General features: G+C 28.8%; 23 protein-coding genes. 16 read left to right on the plus strand and 7 right to left on the minus strand.

What is annotated here, in order from left to right:
* Window positions 1-146: 146 nt before the first annotated feature.
* Window positions 147-665, minus strand: a complete 519-nt coding sequence (locus tag WAO56_RS09330) for an AI-2E family transporter (RefSeq protein WP_422144475.1) — start codon at window positions 663-665, stop codon at window positions 147-149.
* Window positions 666-945: 280 nt separating this feature from the next.
* Between WAO56_RS09330 and WAO56_RS09335 the strand changes: the two genes are divergently transcribed.
* From WAO56_RS09335 to WAO56_RS09350, 4 genes are all read left to right on the plus strand, one after another.
* Window positions 946-1857 (plus strand): branched-chain amino acid transaminase, encoded by a 912-nt coding sequence (locus WAO56_RS09335; RefSeq protein WP_422144476.1) that lies wholly within the window; start codon window positions 946-948, stop codon window positions 1855-1857.
* A gap of 131 nt (window positions 1858-1988) precedes the next feature.
* Window positions 1989-2786: a histidinol-phosphatase HisJ family protein gene (locus tag WAO56_RS09340; RefSeq protein ID WP_422144477.1), complete on the plus strand. Its 798-nt coding sequence runs from the start codon at window positions 1989-1991 to the stop codon at window positions 2784-2786.
* Window positions 2787-2805: 19 nt separating this feature from the next.
* Window positions 2806-3807 (plus strand): asparaginase, encoded by a 1002-nt coding sequence (locus WAO56_RS09345; RefSeq protein ID WP_422144478.1) that lies wholly within the window; start codon window positions 2806-2808, stop codon window positions 3805-3807.
* A gap of 107 nt (window positions 3808-3914) precedes the next feature.
* Window positions 3915-4361 (plus strand): hypothetical protein, encoded by a 447-nt coding sequence (locus WAO56_RS09350; protein WP_422144479.1) that lies wholly within the window; start codon window positions 3915-3917, stop codon window positions 4359-4361.
* A gap of 104 nt (window positions 4362-4465) precedes the next feature.
* Here the strand turns inward: WAO56_RS09350 and WAO56_RS09355 are convergent, their stop codons facing one another.
* The 3 genes from WAO56_RS09355 to WAO56_RS09365 are packed head-to-tail and all read right to left on the minus strand — an operon-like array spanning window position 4466 to window position 7862.
* Window positions 4466-5284 carry an FAD binding domain-containing protein gene (locus tag WAO56_RS09355; RefSeq protein WP_422144480.1) on the minus strand — a complete coding sequence of 273 codons (819 nt, stop codon included), beginning with the start codon at window positions 5282-5284 and terminating at the stop codon, window positions 4466-4468.
* Window positions 5278-5754 (minus strand): (2Fe-2S)-binding protein, encoded by a 477-nt coding sequence (locus WAO56_RS09360; protein WP_422144481.1) that lies wholly within the window; start codon window positions 5752-5754, stop codon window positions 5278-5280. Before WAO56_RS09360 ends, WAO56_RS09355 begins: the two co-directional genes overlap by 7 nt.
* Window positions 5754-7862, minus strand: coding sequence for a xanthine dehydrogenase family protein molybdopterin-binding subunit (locus WAO56_RS09365; protein WP_422144482.1), 2109 nt, complete (start codon window positions 7860-7862; stop codon window positions 5754-5756). The genes WAO56_RS09360 and WAO56_RS09365 overlap by 1 nt, the downstream gene beginning before the upstream one ends.
* Before the next feature lie 164 nt (window positions 7863-8026).
* Between WAO56_RS09365 and WAO56_RS09370 the strand changes: the two genes are divergently transcribed.
* The 3 genes from WAO56_RS09370 (at window position 8027) to WAO56_RS09380 (ending at window position 10459) form a co-directional block, all read left to right on the plus strand.
* On the plus strand, window positions 8027-8965 hold the full coding sequence (locus WAO56_RS09370) for a C39 family peptidase (RefSeq protein WP_422144483.1): 939 nt from the start codon (window positions 8027-8029) through the stop codon (window positions 8963-8965).
* 5 nt (window positions 8966-8970) lie between these two features.
* The gene (locus tag WAO56_RS09375; RefSeq protein ID WP_422144484.1) at window positions 8971-9678 is read left to right on the plus strand and encodes a TrmH family RNA methyltransferase; all 708 of its coding nucleotides are present in this window, start codon (window positions 8971-8973) and stop codon (window positions 9676-9678) included.
* A 106-nt stretch (window positions 9679-9784) separates the two neighbouring features.
* Window positions 9785-10459 carry an HAD family hydrolase gene (locus tag WAO56_RS09380; protein WP_422144485.1) on the plus strand — a complete coding sequence of 225 codons (675 nt, stop codon included), beginning with the start codon at window positions 9785-9787 and terminating at the stop codon, window positions 10457-10459.
* A 522-nt stretch (window positions 10460-10981) separates the two neighbouring features.
* On the opposite strand, the gene WAO56_RS09385 is transcribed toward WAO56_RS09380, so the two are convergent.
* From WAO56_RS09385 to WAO56_RS09395, 3 genes are read right to left on the minus strand one after another with little or no spacing between them, the layout of a single operon-like run.
* Window positions 10982-11419 carry a DUF523 domain-containing protein gene (locus tag WAO56_RS09385; RefSeq protein WP_422144486.1) on the minus strand — a complete coding sequence of 146 codons (438 nt, stop codon included), beginning with the start codon at window positions 11417-11419 and terminating at the stop codon, window positions 10982-10984.
* Window positions 11403-12074: a Maf family protein gene (locus tag WAO56_RS09390; RefSeq protein ID WP_422144487.1), complete on the minus strand. Its 672-nt coding sequence runs from the start codon at window positions 12072-12074 to the stop codon at window positions 11403-11405. Before WAO56_RS09390 ends, WAO56_RS09385 begins: the two co-directional genes overlap by 17 nt.
* The gene (locus tag WAO56_RS09395; protein WP_422144488.1) at window positions 12067-12351 is read right to left on the minus strand and encodes a chorismate mutase; all 285 of its coding nucleotides are present in this window, start codon (window positions 12349-12351) and stop codon (window positions 12067-12069) included. The genes WAO56_RS09390 and WAO56_RS09395 overlap by 8 nt, the downstream gene beginning before the upstream one ends.
* Before the next feature lie 116 nt (window positions 12352-12467).
* Between WAO56_RS09395 and WAO56_RS09400 the strand changes: the two genes are divergently transcribed.
* The 9 genes from WAO56_RS09400 to WAO56_RS09440 all read left to right on the plus strand — a co-directional run bounded on the left by WAO56_RS09400 (window position 12468) and on the right by WAO56_RS09440 (window position 21427).
* Window positions 12468-13244: a DeoR/GlpR family DNA-binding transcription regulator gene (locus WAO56_RS09400; RefSeq protein ID WP_422146334.1), complete on the plus strand. Its 777-nt coding sequence runs from the start codon at window positions 12468-12470 to the stop codon at window positions 13242-13244.
* A 1-nt stretch (window position 13245) separates the two neighbouring features.
* Complete coding sequence (pfkB, locus tag WAO56_RS09405; RefSeq protein ID WP_422144490.1) at window positions 13246-14157, plus strand: 1-phosphofructokinase; 912 nt, start codon at window positions 13246-13248, stop codon at window positions 14155-14157.
* A 13-nt stretch (window positions 14158-14170) separates the two neighbouring features.
* On the plus strand, window positions 14171-14899 hold the full coding sequence (gene nagB, locus WAO56_RS09410) for a glucosamine-6-phosphate deaminase (protein ID WP_422144491.1): 729 nt from the start codon (window positions 14171-14173) through the stop codon (window positions 14897-14899).
* 11 nt (window positions 14900-14910) lie between these two features.
* Window positions 14911-16338, plus strand: a complete 1428-nt coding sequence (locus WAO56_RS09415; protein WP_422144492.1) for a PTS mannitol transporter subunit IICB — start codon at window positions 14911-14913, stop codon at window positions 16336-16338.
* 18 nt (window positions 16339-16356) lie between these two features.
* On the plus strand, window positions 16357-16779 hold the full coding sequence (locus WAO56_RS09420; protein ID WP_422144493.1) for a PTS sugar transporter subunit IIA: 423 nt from the start codon (window positions 16357-16359) through the stop codon (window positions 16777-16779).
* Between the two features lie 11 nt (window positions 16780-16790).
* Window positions 16791-18056, plus strand: coding sequence for a zinc-binding dehydrogenase (locus WAO56_RS09425; protein ID WP_422144494.1), 1266 nt, complete (start codon window positions 16791-16793; stop codon window positions 18054-18056).
* A gap of 138 nt (window positions 18057-18194) precedes the next feature.
* Complete coding sequence (locus tag WAO56_RS09430; RefSeq protein WP_422144495.1) at window positions 18195-18599, plus strand: hypothetical protein; 405 nt, start codon at window positions 18195-18197, stop codon at window positions 18597-18599.
* 1 nt (window position 18600) lies between these two features.
* Window positions 18601-19512: a 1-phosphofructokinase gene (gene pfkB / locus WAO56_RS09435; RefSeq protein ID WP_243661212.1), complete on the plus strand. Its 912-nt coding sequence runs from the start codon at window positions 18601-18603 to the stop codon at window positions 19510-19512.
* A 10-nt stretch (window positions 19513-19522) separates the two neighbouring features.
* Window positions 19523-21427 (plus strand): PTS fructose transporter subunit IIABC, encoded by a 1905-nt coding sequence (locus WAO56_RS09440; protein WP_243661211.1) that lies wholly within the window; start codon window positions 19523-19525, stop codon window positions 21425-21427.
* Window positions 21428-21468 lie beyond the last annotated feature (41 nt).

Raw genomic sequence — 21468 nt, forward strand, 5'->3', positions numbered from 1 at the left:
TCCTTTATATTTTGTGTGGTAGCATATATTTTATAGGAAAAGTGAATAATTTGTCTATTCTTTTATATTCCAATAAAAAATAGTGCTAATGGATTTATTTCCATCAACACTATAAATTATAGAACCATTTTTGCTGTAGTAATAAATTAAAGTTTCCCTTCCTTCCGTTTTCTTCTCTTGGCCCATCTTGCATAATTTTGAATATCTAAAACTTCAAATAGTGTGGCAATAATCAATAATAAAAATGATGTAATAATTGCTCCTGTTAATCTGCCAAATATATATCCAATTAGAAAAATTGCAACGGTTATTAATGGTCTAATACTATACTTACTTCCATTAATATAGGGTTCTAATACTTGCTTAACTATTATTAATATTATGTAGACGATTGCAAGTTGACCGGCTAATGCTATGTTTTTAGTTATTAATCTTACTATTATCCAGGGAATCATTATTAGCCCTGAGCCTATTGCAGGAAAAACGCTAACTAATCCAACTAAAAAAGATTTTAATAAAGTATCTTGTATACCTATAATTTTTAATCCTATAAATGCGGTTAGGGTCATAATTAATGCAAGAATAATTAATGATAGAATATACTGTAGTAAATTTCTTTTTGTCCTAAATAATATTTCAGATATATATCCCTTTATAATTTTCATATATACCTCCAGGTTGTAATAAAAATAATTCTATTCTTTAATATTATATCAAATTTTAGTATATTACTAAACAAATATATATACTTATATATAAAACTATAGTAAAGAATAATCATTTATTACTAATATTCTTAAATTCTTAATAGTTTATATAAAAAAGAATAGCCAACATGATGTATAATAATAATATAGAATTTTTTATATTCTTGCAAAAGATATGAAAAAGTTATATGATATTAATCATAATAATTTAATATGCTAAAGGAACTAGGAGGATTATATGACACAAAAGGTATTTTATCAAGGAGAAATAGTAGATGAGTCTTCAGTAAGTATAAGTATAAGATCTAAGGCTTTTAATTATGGTTTAGCTTGCTTTGAAGGAATAAGAGCTTATTGGGATGATGAAGAAGAGCAATTATATGGTTTTTGTATGAAGGAACATTATGACAGACTTTTAGAATCTTGTAAATGTTTAAATATGCGAATTCCTTATACTTCTGAAGAATTATGTGATTATACAGTTGAATTATTAAAAGCTAATAATTGTAAAACAACTACATATATAAGACCAGTTGTATATAAAGGAGCTGAAACTTTAAAACCATCTTTAATGGAAATGGATGACAGAATTGTTATATATACACAACCACTTGATTCATATTCCGGAAAGGATGAATTAAGAGTAGCAGTTTCCAGTTGGAGAAGAATTTCAGACACTTCTCTACCACCAAGAACAAAGGCTACAGCAGGATATTTAAATTCAGCTTTAGCAGGTTTAGAGGTAATAAGTAAGGGATATGACGAAGCAATATTTTTAACAAATACAGGTTTTGTTTGTGAAGGACCGGGAGAAAATATTTTCTTTGTTAAAAATGACAAGCTTATAACACCTCCACCTTCAGATGATATTTTAGAGGGAATAACTAGAGCTTTAGTTATGAAACTAGCAAAAGAGGAATTGGGAATGGAAGTTGTTGAAAGATCTGTAGCAAGAACTGAATTATACAACAGCCAAGAAGTATTTTTCTCTGGTACTGCTATGGAGGTTACAGCAGTAGTAGAAGCAGATGACAGAAGAATTGGAACAGGTCACGAAGGTGAAGTTTGTAGAAAATTAAAAGAAATATTTGCAAAAGTTGGAATAGGAAAAATAGACAAATATAAATATTTAACTATACCTGTTTGGTAAAATTAATGGCCATTCTTATGAATGGTCTTTTTTTATGCCATTTTAGAAAATTTTATACAAAAATTATTTGTTTAAATTAATTTAACATAAGTATTGTATAATTATAATATAGATTAAATATAGGAGGAAGTATGATAGATTTACACAACCATTCAGAGTTTTCTTTTGACTCAAAAACACCAATTGAAGAAAATATTAAGGCTGCAATAGATAAAAACCTTAAATATATTGCTATAACAGACCATATGGATTTAGTAAAAGTTACAGACAACTACGAAGATGGTATAGATATACCTGCTTATTTTGAAAAGGTAAAAATATTAAAAGAAAAATATAAGGACCAAATAAAAGTACTTTACGGAATTGAAGTTGGAATTCAAAAAGTAACAGCAAAGAAAAACGATGAAATAACAGGACAATTTGACTTTGATTTTATTATTGGCTCTATTCATTCACTAAAGGAACAGGATATTGTTTTAGATAGATTATTTTATAAATATCCTCCAAAGGATTTATATGAATTATATTACACAGAAATGTTAAAGGCTGTAGAAAATACGAAAAACTTTGATGTCCTTGGACATATTGACTATATTGACAGATACGCTCCAAGTAGTAAAACAATACCGAATATAGTTGAGTATAAAGATATTATTGAGGAAATTTTAAAATTTCTTATTAAAAACAATAAGGGAATAGAAGTAAATACTGCTGGAATAAGGGCAGGTCTTAACTATATGCATCCAAAAAAAGAAGTGTTAAAATGGTATAGGGAACTAGGTGGAGAAATCATAACTATAGGTTCTGATGCCCATAGAAAAGAAGATATTGGAGAAGGGGTTTATAAGGCTTGCAATATGTTACAGGATTTAGGGTTTACTGGAATCTATGTTTTTGAAAAACGAGTTCCTAAAAAAATTGAATTTTAGTGAGGAATAAAGGGAGAATATGAAAAGAGTATTAATAATTTCTACTGGTGGAACAATAGCTTCAATAAAAACAGAAAATGGACTAGTACCGGGAATTAGTTCAACCCAGCTATTGGAATACCTTAATATAAAACTTGAAGGTGTAGAAATTGATACACTGGATTTATTAAACATAGATAGTACAGATATTAGGGTGGAAAATTGGATTTTAATAACTAAAACAATTGAGAAACACTATGAAGATTATGATGGATTTGTAGTAACTCATGGAACTGATACCCTAGCCTATACTGCGGCGGCACTTTCCTATTTAATACAAAACTCTAGAAAGCCTATTGTAATTACTGGAGCACAAAAATCTATAAGCAATGAAATAACAGATGCTAAAATGAATTTAGTCAACAGTATAACCTATGCTAGTAGTGAAAAGTCCAATAATGTTGTAATTGTTTTTAATGGCAAGGTAATTGCCGGAACAAGGGGAAGAAAGGAAAAAACCAAGAGTTATGATGCCTTTTCCAGTTTGAATTACCCTGTATTAGCAACAATTCAAGATAATAAAATTATAAGATTTATTCAAAATGAGGAAAAACAAGAAAAACCAAACTTTTACTATGAATTAAATAATTCTGTATTTTTATTAAAGTTAATACCAACAATAGAAGGGGATATTTTAGATTTTATTTTTGAACATTATACCTGTATAATTATTGAGTCCTATGGAGTTGGTGGAATACCAAAACATATATTTGATAAGTTTATTAAATTATCTAAAAAATACTCTGGCAATAAAATTATTGTAATAACAACACAAGTTCCAATGGAAGGTTCAGACCTAATGGTTTATGAAGTTGGACAAAGATTAAAGGGAGAACTTAGTATTTTAGAATCCTTTGATATGACAATTGAAGCAACAGTTGTTAAATTAATGTGGGCTATGGCTGAAGGTAAAGGGGATTATAATAAATTTAAAGAGTTATTTAATAAACAAATAAACTATGACACCTTATATAATATTTAGTAGTAATTTATAAATAGTATAAAATTAATACCGAGTTATTACATTTTGTAACATTTCCAGGTTTATATTCGTATTAATATATAGAAATATAAATTTTGGAGTATAAAATGAAAAATAAAAGAGTATATTTAAGTGTAAAATTATATTTAATACCTGGAATATTAAGTATAGCAGTAGGTTTATTATGCTATTTATTTTATAATAATATTTTCAATACTGGTTTAAAAGCCTATGATAGTAATAGGGTATTTCTTGTATTATTAACAGGAATTTTTATAGTTGTTGCAAATTTTATTTATTATAATCTTATTTTCTATAATAGAGAAAAGGAAGATATTTTAAAAATAATAAAAAAACTAATAAAAAATTCAATAATATTATTTATATTAATAATACTATTGCTAATTTCAATTTACTTTGTAGTAAAACTAGCAATATTTAAGCTTAATGGTATTATACTTGGAATAGAATTATTTTTATTTATTTTATTATTAATTAATTTATTGCAATTTTTAACTATGGTTTTAATGAAAATATATAGTAGAAATTTATAATTAATTGTGAAAACTCACGAAATAAAAAATTGGGATTAATAGATTTACTAAAAATAAAATGTCCTACAAACTTTAAAAAAGTTTATAGGACATTTTTTACTATATTAAATTCCCTTAGATTCTAAAAAGTAATTTAAAAAATTCATAGAAACATCTTTTCTGTATTCTATTGAAACTCTTCCGGCTCTAGGATTAATAGCTTCCTTATATTTATTTAAGTATTCTTCCTTTAAAGACTTAGCCTCTTCAATGGTTTTACCAATTAAGATACTATCAATATCTGGTCTTCTTATTATTAAATCTTCAATAGCACCAATAGCTACTGCAAGGTGTTTAATAATATTGTCTTCAATATCTATTATTCCTGCAAAATCAACTCTTGAAATTGCTAAAGCCTGTCTTGCACCAACTTTTTCATAGAGATAATTTGTATATTCTCTTTCAGGTAACCAGATTTCTGTAATTAACTCGTCTTTATTTAAGTCTAGTTTTTTATTACCCTTATAAAAATCTTTAATAGGAATTACTCTTTCATTGTTCCTAGACTGTACTTTAATATATGAATCTAAAACCATAAATATTAAAACAGAGTCTGCTTTAGAGGAGCCATTTCCAATATTTCCACCAATTGTTCCGAAATTTCTAATTGCCGGTGCAGCAATTTTCTTTAAGGCATCTCTTAATATTTCAGGTATTAGCTTGTTGTTAATTAATTCAGTAAAAGTACAAGCAGCTCCTAATTTTAAATAGGAATCTTCTACATATATTTTCTTCAACTCAGGTATTTTATAGAGGTAAATATAGTTTAATGCTTCATTATTTTTTACCATTAAATCTGTACCACCAGCAAAGGGAACTAAGTCATTATTTTCCATTAATTCCAATGCTTCATTTAATGATGTAGGTGTATAGTTTTTTACCATAATCCTTCACCTTCCTTAGCAGCAATACCTATTGCTCTTACAATAGCATTATAACCTGTACAACGACATAGGTTTCCAGAAATACCATCTCTTATTTCTTCTTCTGTTGGATTTGGATTTTGACTTAGTAGATATTCTGTTGCCAGTACCATGCCTGGAATACAAAAACCACATTGTACAGCACCAACAGAGCTGTATGCTTTATCTATTACTTCAAACCTTTTAGTTTTATTAAATCCTTCTATAGTCATAACTTCACAGTTTTCAATTCTACCAACAGTTAACATACATGAATTTGCTAAAATCCCATCTATTAAAACTGAACAAGCACCACATTCGCCTTCTTTACAACCGCATTTTACACCGGTGGAATGGAAATAATTACGAAGTACATCTAGTAGCCTTTCAGAAGGATTTCCATTATATTCAACATTCTTTCCATCGAGAATAAACTTAATACTATTATTCATTACTTTGCCTCCTTAAATGCTACTAAGGTTTCTTCCATACTTATAGGATTGTGGTTTATATTTGCTTTAGTTGCATCTTCAACAGCAGCAATATATGCACTGGCAACTCCTACTAAAGGAAGTTCACCAGCACCTTTTGCACCATAAGGTCCTAATGGATATTCTACAATATGCATATCAACATCAAAAAATGGAATGTCAGCAGCAGTAGGAATTATATAGTCAGTGAAACTATTATTTCTAATTCTACCCTTATTGTCATAATCCATGTTTTCCATATGGGAATAGCCAATACCTTGTAGAAGTCCACCTTCCATTTGTCCAACAACTATATTCATATCTATAGGAGTACCTACATCAAAAGAGGACCATAGACCTAGTACTTTATGAGCACCTGTTAATGTGTCAAGTTCTAGCTCAATAATTTGTGCCCCCCAAGCATAGGTTGGATAAGCATCTCCTTGGAAAACATTAATATCAAAAGGTATAACAAAATCAGGCTCCTTAAAAGCTTCTGTAATAACCTGTTCTTCATTTTCTATCCAATTACTTCTTAACTTAATAGCTGCCCTTCTTAAAAGTTCTCCAACAATCATAAGGGAGCGTGAAGCTACAGTAGGACCAGAGTCAGGAACTCGGTCTGTGTCAGGATTGTTAATTAAAACTTCCTCATATGGAATATTTAACTCATTAGCTACTATTTTAGAAAAAGTAGTTTTAAGCCCTTGCCCAATATCGGCATTAGAAGCTAGGATTTCCACCTTGTTATTAGCATGTTTTAATAATTTAACTTCAGCTTTAATTAAATCCCTTTCAGCTGAACCAGTAAATCCGGCACCGTGTAAATGCCATGAAAAACCAATACCTTTTCTGTATCTACCTGTTTGGTTTTTATATTCCTCTTTCTTTTTCCTATAATTTGATTTTTCTAGTATTTTATCCATCATTTCAGGTAGTGGAACATGGAAATGGAATTTTCCTGAAGTAGATGTAGAATCTCCTTCTTTTACAACATTTGCCAATTTAAAGTCTATTTCATCAATGTTTAAATCCCTAGCTATTCTGTTCATTATAGTTTCAACAGCAAAGAAGGTTTGGGGAGCTCCAAAACCTCTATAGGCTCCAGTAGGTGTTGTGTTGGTCTTTACAGCCTTACCATGAACTTTTAAATTTGGAACATTATAAACACCGTTAGAACACATTAATCCCCTTTGAAGAACTACAGCAGACAAAGTTGTGTAGGCACCTCCATCAAAAATAACATCTATATCCATAGCAGTAACTTTTCTATCTTTAACAGCTACCTTATATTTGGAAATAGAAGGATGTCTTTTTGTTGTAAACTCTATGTCCTCTCTTCTTTCAAAAATACATCTAACAGGTTTTTTTGTTTTATAAGATGCAACGGCTAATTGACAGCCTAGTAAAGAAGGATAATCTTCCTTACCACCAAAGCCACCACCGGTTACATCTTGAATTATTTGAACCTTTCTTGCTTCTAGTCCCATTGCTTTGGCAACAGCACCATGAACATAGTAAGGGCATTGCATAGAACCTCTTACAGTAACTTTTCCATCGTGGTAATCTCCAATCATACCTTGAACTTCCAAGTATGCCTGTTCTTGATAACCGGTTCTAAAGGTTTCCTCATAAACCTTATCTGCTTTAGAAAAGGCATCCTCAACATCACCTTTTCCAAAACTATATTCAAAAAAAGCAGTATCTGATTTTTCAGGATCTAAAACCGGAGTTAAAACTTCATAGTCAATAACGATTTCATCTAGTAATTTATCAACTATTTTTAAATCTGGTCCTACTACCATTAAAATAGGGTCGCCAATAAACTCTACAATTCCGTCAGCAAAAACAGGAGTGTCATCTTCTACCATATGTACTTCATTAATACCGGGAACATCATTTTTATCTACAATATAATAACCTTCCGGTAAATTAGGTGTTTTAATATTTAAGATTTTTGCTTTAGCATATTTAGAACGGAGTACTCTTGCATGTAACATTCCGTCAATATACAAGTCTTCAACATACTTTGCACTACCATCAATTTTTGCACGATGGTCTTTTTTTCTTACAGATTGACTTATACTCATCTATGTCCCTCCTTATAAAAAATATATAGTCTACTTAAATTATACTAATGAGCTAGGGCCTTTTCAAATACTTTGTTACAATAACTCGCTTTATTCTAACAGTTATTACATAAAGAAGAAATATTTGTGAAAATGTAGTAAAATATTATTCTAAGGAGGACTTAATGAGTAGAAAAAAGCTATCGGGGAAAGCTTATAAAAAACGAAGAAGGCAAATAATGAGAAACAGGCTTTTCCTAATTATAATTATTGTAGTTATGGTACTATTAGCAGTAAATCTTTTTTCTTTAGGTAATGGTGATGACAGCGAAGATAGATTTACAAGACTAATTGGAACAAGTGATTACGATAGAACCGAAGATGAAAAAAATAATAATAGAAACACTGACATAGATGTAGAGTATTCAGAAGCAACAGATGTTGAAGGTTGGAAAGCAAATATAGAAAAAGCGGAAAAAACAAATGAGAATGCATCAGTAATTTTGGAAAATTTCGAGAAAATCCCAGAAGAATTGCTGAAAATGGCAGGTACTAATCCACAAACCATTGACTTTGTTGCAAAATATGCCGATATTTCAATAAAATATAAATTTAATTATCCAAGCAAAATATATAAAGATGTAGACTATCCTTATTATATTCAATGGGATCAAAAATGGGGTTATAAAGAATATGGCTCAGGAGTAATTGGAAGTGCTGGATGTGCACCAACTTCATTAGCCATGATGTTGTCAGGATTAACAGGATATAATATTACCCCAGATGAAATTGCAGATATTTCAATTAATAACGGCCATGTTGGTGATTACGGAACAGGATGGGATTTGTATCCTTTTATTGCTAGAGAATACAATTTAGATATTAAGGAATTACAAATAGACAAGGAAGCCTTATTGGCTGAATTAGACAAGGGAAATCCAGTAATAATTTCAGTAGGTCCTGGTACGTTTACTACAATTTCCCATGTCATGCTAATAGTAGGACATGATGACAATGGTAATTTGAAAATATATGACCCAAATAACTTGAAAAATAGTGAACAAACATGGAATTTTGATGACTTCAAAGAGGAAGTTAAAAAAATGTGGGCTTTTAGTGAGTAATATTTATGGAAAAATTAAAGCAATATAAAAAAGAATTTAATTATACCTATACATTAGGACCTTTTCCAACATTTGAACTAATAAACAGTAGGCCAGAAAAGGTGGAGAGGGTTATTTTATCGGAAAAATTCAATGAACTAGATAAAATAATTTCACTTTTAAATGAAAAGAAAATCCCTTTTTCCTTTGAGCCTAGAACATTAGAGAGAATAGGAAACAAGAAGAATATTTATGTAGCAGGTGTCTTAAAAAAATATGCTGAAAATATAAAAGAAGGCAATCATCTGGTTCTGGATAATATAAGTGATATGGGTAATTTAGGAACTATAATAAGAACAATGGTTGCCTTTGGTCTTAAGGACCTAGTCTTAATTGGTAATAGTTGCGATATTTTCAATCCTAAGGTAATAAGAGGAAGTATGGGAGCCTTGTTTAAAATAAGATTTGAATATTTTAAAACCATAGAGGACTATATTAAAAAGTTTAACAATAAAAAATATGCCTTTATACTAGATGAGGATTCAAAGGATATTTTAAAGACAAATATAGAAAAACCATATTCATTAATTTTTGGAAATGAAGGTTCAGGCTTAGGAAAAGAATATTATAGAGCAGATATTGACAAAATTATAATAGAACAAAGTAGTGAAGTAGATTCATTAAATTTACCAATAGCAATAGGAATAGGTATATATACAATTAAAAATAAATAATAGAAAACAAAAACCTACTTACTTGTATTTACAAAAAAGTAGGTTTTTTAAGAAGTAGTTTCAATTAGAATATAAATAGAATATCTATTAATAAGGAAGGTAGTAAATGTATAAGGCGTATGTTTTTGATTTAGATGGAACAATTATAGACAGTTTAAATACAATAGCTGATTGTTTTAATGAGGAATTAGAAAAACTAGGATACAAGCCGGCAGATGTCGAATTATTTAAATATTTTGTAGGAGATGGTCCTAGAATACTAACAGAAAGAGCTATTAAATATATAGTGGATAGGGATAATCTTACTTATTCTAAGGAAGAAAAGGAAGAAATTATTAAAGAATTACATTTAAACTATTTAAATAGCTATAACAGTATAGATGATAATTATACAGAAATTTATAAAGGAATAAGAGAGTCTTTAAAATATTTAAAAGAAAAAAATAAAAAAATAGCAGTTTGTACAAATAAACCTTTAAAAGCAGCAAAAAATGTTCTAGAAAATAATTTTGGTAAAAATTATTTCGATTATATAATTGGACTTGATGAAAATACACCAAGAAAACCAAATCCATATATGATGGAAAAATTAATGAAGGATTTAGATTTGAGAAAAGAGGAAATAGCATATTTTGGAGACACATCGACAGATATGTTAACAGCTAAAAATGCAGATGTCTATGGAGTTGGAGTAACTTGGGGATTTAGGAAGAGGGAAGAATTAGAAGAATATGGAGCAGATAAAATAATTAATGACCCCTTAGAAATTATGAATATTTAAAAATATAAAAAGGCAGACTAGGGGTAGTCTGCCTCTTGTTTATTATGGATAGGGGATCCATATTTAGATATTTTAATTACAAGGGGTGTAATTTATGATTTAATATCTAAGTATTATTATAGACTCATTGATAATCATTGTCAATTAAATAAATAATTGGATAAGCTTTTAATATAAAATATAAATTTCATATACTAAGTTTTAATATAATAAATAAGGAAGAAAAGAATATAAAAATAATATGTTTTTGTTTAGGGAAAATTAATATTCTTAATTAATTTATTAGAAAATAAAAAAAGCAGACTAGGGGTAGTCTGCTTCTTACTACTATGGAAGGGGATCCATAATTAGATATCTTAATTACAAGGGGTGTAATTTATGAGTTAATATCTAAATATTATTATAGACTCATTGATAATCATTGTCAATTAAATAAGATATTCGATAAATTTTTAATATAAAATATAAATTTAATATTAAAACAAATTAAAAAAGCAGGTTGAACCTGCTTAGAAAGTAACTTTATTTTGAAGTAACTATATTTTCAAAATTATTTTCATTAAATATTTTTATTCCATTATTATTTAATAAATTTGCTGTTATGCCCTTTCCCTTAATTAAATTATTTGAAAAAGTTCCATCGTAAATTTTTCCAAATCCACAAGAAGGACTTTTAGACTTTAAAATTGCATATTTAATATTAAATAAGTTACATAAATTTAAGGCTTCATTAGCACCCTTAACAAATTCTTTGGTCTTGTCTTCACCATTTTTGTTTATAATTTTATCTCCAACTATTTCACAAGGTATTCTAGGAGTTGGTAGTCCACCGGCTTGTTCAGGACAAAAGGGAATAAGGCAAAAATCATCGGAAATAAAATTAGAAATATTTACTTTTTGCTCTCTACCATCATACCTGCATTTACAACCTAGCAAACAAGAACTAACTAAAATTTTCATTTATTCTCCTTCTAATTTCAACTACTGGAAATCCAACCATATTATAATAATCACCGTAAACACTATCTACTAAAAAAGTTCCAACTTGTTGCACTCCGTAAGAACCGGCTTTATCCATAGGTTCTTTAGAATTAACATATTCCTTAATATATTTTAAAGAATAATCTGTCTCCTCTACAAATTTAACTGCAGACACAGAATAAAATAAGTCGTAATTATTTTCATCTATAAAAATACATACAGAAGTTGCAATATAATGTAATTTTCCTAAAAGGGATTTTAAGGTTAAGAAAGCATCTTCTTCATCCTTAGGCTTTCCTAGAATTTTGTCTTCAGTTACAACAATAGTATCGGCAGAAATAATAAGGGAATCTTTATTGTTTGCATATATATTTTTTGCTTTTTCCAAAGCAATTTCACTACAAGAAATAGATGAATCCTGTAAAAAACTTAAATTTATATTATCATTAAAGGATTGTAAAAGAATTTTTTTTTCGTTGATATTTGGTTTAATAATTTTAAAATCCTTTGTAATTTCTTTAAGTAATTCAATTCTTCTAGGAGAAGAACTACCAAGAATAATAGGGTATCTTCTCTTGGGATTTAATTTATTAGTAACATTAAAAACCCCAATATTGTCTATAAAATTATTCATCAACATTTTCCTTTATAATTTTGTTTTGCATGTCCTTGCTAATATCCATTAATGATTTAAAAAAAGTTACTAAATATTGGCTATATTCTTTATTTTGTAATAAGTTTTTATTCTTTTCTATAATTAAGTTTTCCCTACTAGAATCTAAAACTTCCATATTATTTTTTATTTTATAGTCAACAACATATTTAACAAGATCCATTCGCTTTTCAAATAAAGCAATAATTTCCCTATCTACCTTATCAATTTCTTTTCTTATACTTTCTAAATCATTCATAATAATCTCCCTATAAATATTTTATTAAATTATACCATATAATATTATTTAAAAATGAAAGAAAATGATGGATTATTTTCAAAAAAATGAAAGTTAATGCTTGATTATGATTGAAAATGATGGTATACTTTAAGAAAGAGGTAGATAAAATGTTATTTGAAGAAAGAGCAAAGTTAATTATAGAACAGCTAGAAGAAAAAAATACAGTTTCTAACAAGGAACTTATTAAATTATTAAATGTTAGTGAAGCTACCATAAGACGGGATTTAGACGTTTTAGAAGAAGAGGGAATATTAAACCGTGTACATGGTGGAGCTGTACTTAAAAAAATAGAGGTAAAAGAAGACACAGCAGAAGAAAAATTTGTTTCAAGAATAAAAGAAAAGAAACAAATAGCAAAAATAGCTTCAATATTAGTAGAAGAAAAGGACTTTATATTTTTAGACGCCGGAACAACAACATTTGAATTAATTCCATATTTACAAGATAAAAATATTACAGTAGTAACTAATGGACTAATGCATCTTGAAGAGCTAATGAAATATAATATTAACTCTTACTTAATAGGTGGGTATATAAAAAAATCAACAAAGGCCTTAGTTGGTTCAATAGCTTTAAATAATTTAAAAGCTGTTAATTTTTCAAAAGCTTTTATTGGAATAAATGGAATAGATAGTAAATACGGATTTACAACACCAGATGTAGAAGAAGCTAACATTAAAATCAAGGCAATAGAAAATTCCTTAAAAGCGTATATTCTTGCAGATGAATCTAAATTTGGGAAAGTCTACTTTTCTAAAATTGCAGAATTAGACCAAGGAACTATTATAACAAACGATAGAAGTAAGGTAAGTGATGAAATTAAGAAGAAAGCTAAAATATTAGGAGTCTAAGATGATTTATACAACAACATTAAATCCTTCTATTGACTATATAGTAAAAGTTTTAGATTTTAAAGAAGGAGAAACAAACAGGTCATATTATGAAATAAAAATTCCTGGTGGAAAGGGAATTATGGTATCGAAACTTTTAAATAATTTGGGAATTAATTCCCGTAATATTGGTTTTATTGGTGGAAATACAGGAGATTTTATAGAAAAATCTTTAAGGGAAATGGGAATAGGAACAGATTTTACAAAAATAAAAGATGATTCAAGAATAAATATAAAGCTAAAGACAGATGTGGAAACGGAAATTAATGCAAAAGGTCCTAAAATAACATTAAAGGAAGAAAATAGTTTTTTTGAAAAAATTAAAAATATTAAGGAAGATGACCTAGTTGTTTTATCAGGAAGTATTCCAAATTCTTTAAGTAATGATTTCTATGAAAGAATAGTAGTTGAATTAAATAAAAAAAATATTCAATTTATTATTGATACAACAGGAAAAAAGTTACTTAAAGTTTTAAAATATAAACCTTTTTTAATTAAGCCAAATAAAAAAGAACTAGAGGAATTATTTAATGTAGAAGTAAATAGTATTGAAGAAATAATTGTTTATGGTAGGAAACTATTGGACCTAGGAGCTGAAAATGTAATAGTTTCATTAGGTGCGAAGGGGGCGGTGTTTGTTAATAAGGACATGTCAATATATACTCCGGTAATTAAAGGGAAATTAGTAAATAGTGTTGGTGCAGGCGATTCTATGGTAGGGGGCTTTATATTTGGTATAGAAAACAAACTTTCAGTAGAAGAATCCTTTAAGTGGGCAGTAGCTTCCGGAACAGCAACGGCCTTTTCAGAGGATATAGGTAATAGAGAATTTATAGAGGACATTTATAGTAAGGTGAAATTAAATTTTTTATAGGAGAGTAGAAGATATGAAAGTAGTTGTTTGTAAAGATTATAACGAAATGTCTAAAATAGGAGCAAATATTATAATAACTGAAATGTTAAAGAAGGATGTGTTCAAAATAGGATTAGCAACCGGTTCTACACCAAAGAAAATGTACGAATATTTAATTGAGGCGTATGAAAATAAAGTTATATCATTTAAAAATGTATTATCCGTAAACTTAGATGAATATGTTGGAATAGATTTCAATGATAATAATAGTTACCATAAATTTATGTTTGATAATTTATTTAATCATGTTGATATTAATAAAGAAAATATTTTTATTCCTACGCCAAAAGAAAATGAGTTAGAGAAATCTGTAGAGGAATATAATAGGATTTTAGACAAAATAGGTAAAAGAAATTTACAAGTATTAGGTATGGGAAACAATGGACATATAGCATTTAATGAACCAAGTAACAAATTAAATTTAAGAACATCTGTAGTAAATCTTAAGAAAGAAACTATTGAGGCTAATTCAAGGTTTTTTGAATCAGAGGAGGAAGTACCTACAAAAGCTATGAGCATGGGAATAGCAGATGCAACAAATGCAGACGTTATTTTAGTTATGGCTAGTGGTAAGGGGAAACATTATGCAGTTAAAAAATTAATAAATACAGAAGTAGTTGACTTAGAATTTCCTGCTTCAGTATTAAAATTAAAAGAAAATGTGATCTTATTAGTGGATAAAGAAGCTTATAGTGGAGAGTAAAGGAGAGTATTATGAAAAAAGAAAATAAAGCTAAAGCCAGTATTCAAAAATTTGGTGGTACATTAAGTGGAATGGTTATGCCTAATATAGGTGCATTTATTGCATGGGGTTTAGTTACAGCTATATTTTTGGAAACAGGGTGGTGGCCAAATGAAAAAATAGCAACGATTATTGGACCAATGTTAAACTATCTGTTACCTATATTAATTGGTTATACCGGAGGTAAAATATTTTATGATACAAGAGGAGGAGTTGTAGGGGCAATAGCTACTATGGGAGTTATAGTAGGTTCTGACATACCTATGTTTTTAGGAGCTATGATAATGGGACCAATAGGAGCTTTTTGTATAAAAAAATTTGATTCATTATTTGAAGGAAAAATAAAACCTGGATTTGAAATGTTAATTAATAATTTTTCGGCAGGTATAATAGGCTTTATATTATTACTAGTAGCATTTTTTGGTATAGGACCAATTATTCAAGTAATAACTAATATATTAAGCACAGGAGTAGATTTTTTAGTAACAAAAAAATTAATTCCTTTAACTAGTATATTCATAGAGCCGGCAAAAGTATTATTCTTAAACAATGCAGTAAATCATGGAATTTTAACACCAATAGGAACAGCTCAAGTTCAAGAGTTTGGTAAGTCGATATTGTATTTATTAGAAGCAAATCCAGGGGCAGGACTGGGTATTCTATTAGCATATTCCTTTTTCGGAAAGGGAACAGCTAAACAAACAGCACCAGGAGTTGCGATAATACATTTCTTCGGGGGAATACATGAAGTATACTTTCCTTATATTTTAATGAAACCAATAATGATCTTAGCAGCAATTGCAGGTAGTATGTCAGGAATATTTATATTCCAATTATTTAATGTAGGATTAGTTTCACCGGCATCTCCTGGAAGTATCATAGCAATACTGTCTGTTTCAGCCAAAACGGATTATATAGGGTTAATATTGGGGATCCTTGTTTCAATAGCTGTTTCATTTATAATAGGTTCAATTATTTTAAAATCAAGTAAAAAAGAAGATATAGATCTAGAAACTGCCACAGCACAAAAAGATAGTATGAAAAAAGAAAGTAAAGGAATAAATAATAAAAAGTTAGAAGTTAAGAATATTATAGCTAAATTAGAAGATATAGATGCTGATAAGATTAAGAAAATAGTTGTAGCGTGTGATGCAGGCATGGGAAGTTCAGCAATGGGAGCATCAATATTAAATGATAAGATTAAAAATCAAGGTATAGAAGGAATAATCGTAAAAAATTATTCAATTCCTAATATACCAGAAGATACGGATATAGTAATTACTCATGAGTCATTAACAGAAAGAGCCTACAAACAAATTCCAACAGCCTATCATTTTTCAGTAGATAACTTTTTATCTAATGATATATACGATAAGATTGCAGAACATCTAAATAAATAGTTTAAACTGGGAGGGAAAATGGAGTTATTAAAAAAAGAAAATATATTCATAAACAAAAAATTCAATAATAACGAGGAAGTTATTGATTTTATAGGAGATATTTTCTATAAACAAGGATATACAGAAAAAGAATATAAAGAAGGAATGAAATTAAAAGAAAAGGAATTTTGTACAAATATTGGTAATGGAGTAGCAATTCCACATGGAACTAATGACTCTAAGGAATATATAAATGAATCAGGAATTGTAGTAATAACTATTAGAGAAGGAATATTATGGGGTGAAGAAAAAGCTTATTTAGTAATAGGAATAGCAGGAGTAGATGATGAACATATAGGAATATTATCAAAGATAGCAATAAAGGTTGCAGATAAATCATTTGTAGACACTCTTGTTTCTACTGATGATGTAGATTTACTATATAATACTTTTATAGAATAATTGGAGGGAAAATGAAAACTAAAGCTTTAAGGATGTATGGAGCCGATGATATTAGATTAGAAGAATTTGAATTACCGGAAATAAAGGATGATGAAATATTAGTAAAGGTTGTAACAGATAGTATTTGTATGTCTACCTATAAGCTAGTAAAACAAGGTAAAAAACATAAGAGAGCTCCTCAAAATATTGATACCAATCCGGTTATATTAGGACATGAATTTGCAGGAGATATAGTTAAGGTTGGTAAAAAATGGCAAGATCAATTTAAACCTGGTCAAAAATTTGCTCAACAACCGGCATTAAATTATAAAGGCAGCTTAGCTTCACCAGGTTATTCATATGAGTTTTTTGGTGGTGATTGTACTTATTGTATAATTCCTCCAGAAGTTATGGAATTAGGTTGTTTATTAAACTATGATGGAGAAAGTTACTTTGAGGCTTCATTAGGAGAGCCAATGAGCTGTATAATTGGTGGATATCATGCTAATTATCATACAAATAAACAAAATTATGATCATGAGATGGGAATAAAAAAAGGTGGAAATGTAATAATTCTTGGTGGAATAGGACCAATGGGTTTGGGAGCTGTAAGTTATGGTTTATATACAGATAAAAAACCAAAAAGAATTGTAGTAACTGCAACAAATGATGAAAAAATAGAAAGAGCAAAAAGAGTTTTGTCAATAGAAAATGCTAAGAATAAAGGTGTAGAGTTAATATATGTAAATGTAAAGGGAATGACTAAGGAAGAACAAATTAAAAAATTGATGGATATAACTGATGGTTATGGCTATGATGATGTATTTGTGTATATTCCATATGAAGAAGTAGCTGAAGTTGGAGACTCTATATTAGCTTTTGATGGTTGTTTAAATTTTTTTGCAGGACCAACAAACAAGGATTTTGTAGCAAATATGAACTTATACAATGTACACTATACAAGCACTCATATAATGGGAACTACAGGTGGAAATACTGATGATTTAAAAGAAGCATTAGATTTATCAGCAAAAGGAGTGATAAAACCATCTGTAATGATAACACATATAGGTGGATTGGATAGCGCAGCAGATACAACGTTGAATCTTCCCAATATACCGGGTGGGAAAAAATTAATATATACTCATTTGGAAATGCCTTTAACTGCAATTGAAGACTTTGAAGAAAAAGGAAAAGAAGAGGAAATTTTTAAGATCTTAGATGAAATATGTAAAAAACATGATGGATTATGGAACACAGAAGCTGAAAAAGCATTATTTGAATATTATAACTTATAAAAACTAAAAAAACTCTTAATTTTAATAGGTTAAAATAATAAAGATTTATATTTTTTATATTAATTTTCATATATGATACAATATAATTATTAATAGTTATAAGTGGATTTAACTATTTTATATTTAATTAGGAGGTATTTGATTAATGCTAGTATCAGCAACGGACTAATGCATCTTGAAGAACTAATGAAATATAATATTAACTCCTATTTAATAGGTGGTCATATAAAAAAATCTACAAAGGCTCTAGTAGGTTCTATTGCTTTAAACAATTTAAAGACAGTTAATTTTTCCAAGGCCTTTATAGGAGCAAATGGAATAGATGTTGAGTATGGTGTAACGACACCGGATATTGAAGAAGCCAGTATTAAAAGCAAAGCAATAGAAAATTCCTTAAAAGCATATATTCTTGCAGATGAAACTAAATTTGGAAAGGTATATTTTTCTAAAATAGCAGAACTAAGACAAGGAACTATTATAACAAATGATATAGGTAAGATAAGTGATGAAATTAAGAAGAAAGCTAAAATACTAGGAGCTTAAGATGATTTATACAACAACATTAAATCCTTCTATTGACTATATTGTGAAAGTTTTAAACTTTAAAGAAGGTGAAACAAATAGGTCTCATTATGAAATGAAAATTCCCGGTGGAAAGGGAATTATGGTATCGAAACTTTTAAACAATTTAGGTATTAATTCACATAATATAGGTTTTGTTGGTGGATTTACAGGAGATTTTATAGAAAAATCTTTAAAGGAAATAGGAATAGGAACGGATTTTACAAAAATAAAAGATGATTCAAGAATAAATGTAAAACTCAAAACAAAAATAGAAACGGAAATCAATGCAAAAGGTCCGAAAATAAGACCAGAAGAAGAAAATGATTTTTTTGGAAAAATTAAAAATATTAAAGAAGATGATTTAGTTGTTTTATCAGGCAGTATTCCAAATTCTTTAAGTAATGATTTCTATGAAAGAATAGTAGTTGAATTAAATAAAAAAAATATTCAGTTTATTATTGACACTACAGGAAAAAAGTTACTTAGGGTTTTAAAGTACAAACCTTTTTTAATTAAACCAAATAAAAAAGAACTAGAGGATTTATTTGATGTAGAAGTAAATAGTCTTGAAGAAATAATTATTTATGGAAAAAAACTATTAGACCTAGGAGCTAAAAATGTAATAGTTTCTTTAGGTGCACAAGGAGCAGTATTTGTTAATAAATTCATGTCGATATACGCTCCGGCAATTAAAGGGAAATTAGTAAACAGTGTTGGTGCAGGGGATTCTATGGTAGGCGGTTTTATATTTGGTATAGAAAACGAACTTTCAGTAGAAGAATCATTTAAGTGGGCAGTAGCATCTGGAACAGCAACAGCTTTTTCAGAAGATATAGGTAGTAGAAAATTTATAGAGGAAATGTATAGTAAAGTTACATTAATAAAAAAATAAAGGAGCTATTATGGAAATTAGAGATTTATTAAAAAAAGATTTAATAATAATGAATTTAAAATCTTCAACAAAAGAATCAGTTATAGATGAAATGATAGATCAATTATATTTATATAATATTATTTCAAATAAAGAAGTATTTAAAAATGAAATAATGAATAGAGAGAAAGCTTCATCAACTGCTTTGGGAAAAGGTGTAGCAATGCCTCATGCAAAGACTTCAGTAGTAAATACTCCTGCAGTTGTATTTGCAAAATCAGACAATGGTTTAGATTTTGAGTCTTTAGACGGGGAATTAAGCTATTTGTTTTTTATGATTGCAGCACCAGCAGGAGCGAATGAAACCCATATAGAAACATTGGCTAAATTATCAAAATTAATACTTAAAGAGGACTTTGTCGAAAAGTTAAAAAATGCAAAAACTCCAGAAGAAGTATTAAAGATTATTGATGAAGAACAGGAAGAAAAAGCTAAAACAGAACAAACAATAGAAGATAGGAATAAGCCTTTTATAGTAGCAGTAACAGCTTGTCCAACAGGTATAGCTCATACTTACATGGCACAGGAAGCCTTGGAAGAAAAAGCTGAAAAATTAGGAGTTAATATAAAGGTAGAAACAAACGGTTCGGATGGTGTTAAAAATAAATTAACGAAAGAAGATATCAATAAGGCTATTGGAGTAATTGTATCTGCTGACACAAAAGTAGAAACGAATAGATTTAGTGGTAAGAAAGTCATTGAAACACCTGTTTCAGAAGCAATAAACAAACCGGAAAGATTAATAAATAAGATATTGGAAGGAAATATTCCAATATATAAAAAATCACAGTCACAGTCTGAAGATGAGGACAGTAAAAAAGATCAGGGAATAGGTAGTAGAATTTATAAGGACATAATGAACGGAGTTTCCCATATGCTTCCATTTGTAGTAGGTGGGGGAATCTTAATGGCCTTGTCCTTCCTATTTGAAAGAACCTTAGGAAACCAATCAACCCCATTTATATTTTTAAATACTTTAGGTGGAAATGCTTTTAATTTTCTACTTCCAATATTAGCAGGTTATATTGCCTATAGTATTGCTGATAGACCGGCATTAATGCCAGGTATGGTAGCAGGTATTATGGCAAGCAGTGGTTTTAGTTTTATTGAAGCAGCCGAAAACCAAGCAGGAGCAGGTTTTTTAGGAGCATTAGTAGGAGGGTTTGTAGCAGGGTATTCAATACTATTACTTAAAAAAATGACTTCTAAAATGCCAAAATCCTTTGAAGGATTAAAACCAATGTTAATTTATCCTGTATTAGGTTTATTATTAACGGGTTTTGTCATGTATATAGCAGTAAATCCTGTATTCGTAGTTATTAATAATGCAGTAAATACTTTCTTAAAAGGACTAGGAACTACAAATAAGGTTTTACTTGGAGTATTACTTGGTGGAATGATGGCTGTAGATATGGGAGGACCGGTAAACAAGGCTTCTTATGTATTTTCAACAGGAGTACTTGCAACAATAGGCGATGGAACATTTATGGCCTCATCAATGGCTGGAGGAATGGTTCCACCATTAGGAATAGCTTTAGCATCTACAATATTTTTTAGAAATAAATTTACAGAAAAAGAAAAACAATCGGGTTTTACTAATTATTTTCTTGGACTATCATTTATAACAGAGGGAGCAATACCTTTTGCAGCGGCAGATCCTCTAAGAGTTATAGGTTCATCAATAGTTGGTTCAGCAGTAGCAGGTGGTTTAACACAGTTATTTGGAATATCCTCACCAGCTCCTCATGGAGGAATATTCGTTGTTCCTGTAATGGATTCAGCAATGAAAGCTTTATTATTTATAGCATCAGTATTAATAGGTGCAGTTATAACAGGTTTAATATATGGTGCTGCTAAAAAAAGAAATAACGAATAGTTTTTTATTAATATATAATTATGATATAATATTTATGTTAA

Source organism: Miniphocaeibacter sp. (genome assembly GCF_049276255.1).
GTDB lineage: Bacteria > Bacillota > Clostridia > Tissierellales > Peptoniphilaceae > Miniphocaeibacter.

What these genes read in the sequence shown, in the direction of transcription:
- pfkB (WP_422144490.1), top strand. Translation starts at nt 13,246, where the DNA reads ATGATTTATACAACAACATTAAATCCTTCTATTGACTATATAGTAAAA.
- WAO56_RS09345 (WP_422144478.1), top strand. Translation starts at nt 2,806, where the DNA reads ATGAAAAGAGTATTAATAATTTCTACTGGTGGAACAATAGCTTCAATA.
- WAO56_RS09400 (WP_422146334.1), top strand. Translation starts at nt 12,468, where the DNA reads ATGATGGTATACTTTAAGAAAGAGGTAGATAAAATGTTATTTGAAGAA.
- WAO56_RS09370 (WP_422144483.1), top strand. Translation starts at nt 8,027, where the DNA reads ATGAGTAGAAAAAAGCTATCGGGGAAAGCTTATAAAAAACGAAGAAGG.
- nagB (WP_422144491.1), top strand. Translation starts at nt 14,171, where the DNA reads ATGAAAGTAGTTGTTTGTAAAGATTATAACGAAATGTCTAAAATAGGA.
- WAO56_RS09395 (WP_422144488.1), bottom strand. Translation starts at nt 12,351, where the DNA reads ATGAATGATTTAGAAAGTATAAGAAAAGAAATTGATAAGGTAGATAGG.
- WAO56_RS09360 (WP_422144481.1), bottom strand. Translation starts at nt 5,754, where the DNA reads ATGAATAATAGTATTAAGTTTATTCTCGATGGAAAGAATGTTGAATAT.
- WAO56_RS09425 (WP_422144494.1), top strand. Translation starts at nt 16,791, where the DNA reads ATGAAAACTAAAGCTTTAAGGATGTATGGAGCCGATGATATTAGATTA.
- WAO56_RS09330 (WP_422144475.1), bottom strand. Translation starts at nt 665, where the DNA reads ATGAAAATTATAAAGGGATATATATCTGAAATATTATTTAGGACAAAA.
- WAO56_RS09440 (WP_243661211.1), top strand. Translation starts at nt 19,523, where the DNA reads ATGGAAATTAGAGATTTATTAAAAAAAGATTTAATAATAATGAATTTA.
- WAO56_RS09390 (WP_422144487.1), bottom strand. Translation starts at nt 12,074, where the DNA reads ATGAATAATTTTATAGACAATATTGGGGTTTTTAATGTTACTAATAAA.
- WAO56_RS09375 (WP_422144484.1), top strand. Translation starts at nt 8,971, where the DNA reads ATGGAAAAATTAAAGCAATATAAAAAAGAATTTAATTATACCTATACA.
- pfkB (WP_243661212.1), top strand. Translation starts at nt 18,601, where the DNA reads ATGATTTATACAACAACATTAAATCCTTCTATTGACTATATTGTGAAA.
- WAO56_RS09365 (WP_422144482.1), bottom strand. Translation starts at nt 7,862, where the DNA reads ATGAGTATAAGTCAATCTGTAAGAAAAAAAGACCATCGTGCAAAAATT.
- WAO56_RS09355 (WP_422144480.1), bottom strand. Translation starts at nt 5,284, where the DNA reads ATGGTAAAAAACTATACACCTACATCATTAAATGAAGCATTGGAATTA.
- WAO56_RS09335 (WP_422144476.1), top strand. Translation starts at nt 946, where the DNA reads ATGACACAAAAGGTATTTTATCAAGGAGAAATAGTAGATGAGTCTTCA.
- WAO56_RS09340 (WP_422144477.1), top strand. Translation starts at nt 1,989, where the DNA reads ATGATAGATTTACACAACCATTCAGAGTTTTCTTTTGACTCAAAAACA.
- WAO56_RS09415 (WP_422144492.1), top strand. Translation starts at nt 14,911, where the DNA reads ATGAAAAAAGAAAATAAAGCTAAAGCCAGTATTCAAAAATTTGGTGGT.
- WAO56_RS09350 (WP_422144479.1), top strand. Translation starts at nt 3,915, where the DNA reads ATGAAAAATAAAAGAGTATATTTAAGTGTAAAATTATATTTAATACCT.
- WAO56_RS09385 (WP_422144486.1), bottom strand. Translation starts at nt 11,419, where the DNA reads ATGAAAATTTTAGTTAGTTCTTGTTTGCTAGGTTGTAAATGCAGGTAT.
- WAO56_RS09380 (WP_422144485.1), top strand. Translation starts at nt 9,785, where the DNA reads ATGTATAAGGCGTATGTTTTTGATTTAGATGGAACAATTATAGACAGT.
- WAO56_RS09420 (WP_422144493.1), top strand. Translation starts at nt 16,357, where the DNA reads ATGGAGTTATTAAAAAAAGAAAATATATTCATAAACAAAAAATTCAAT.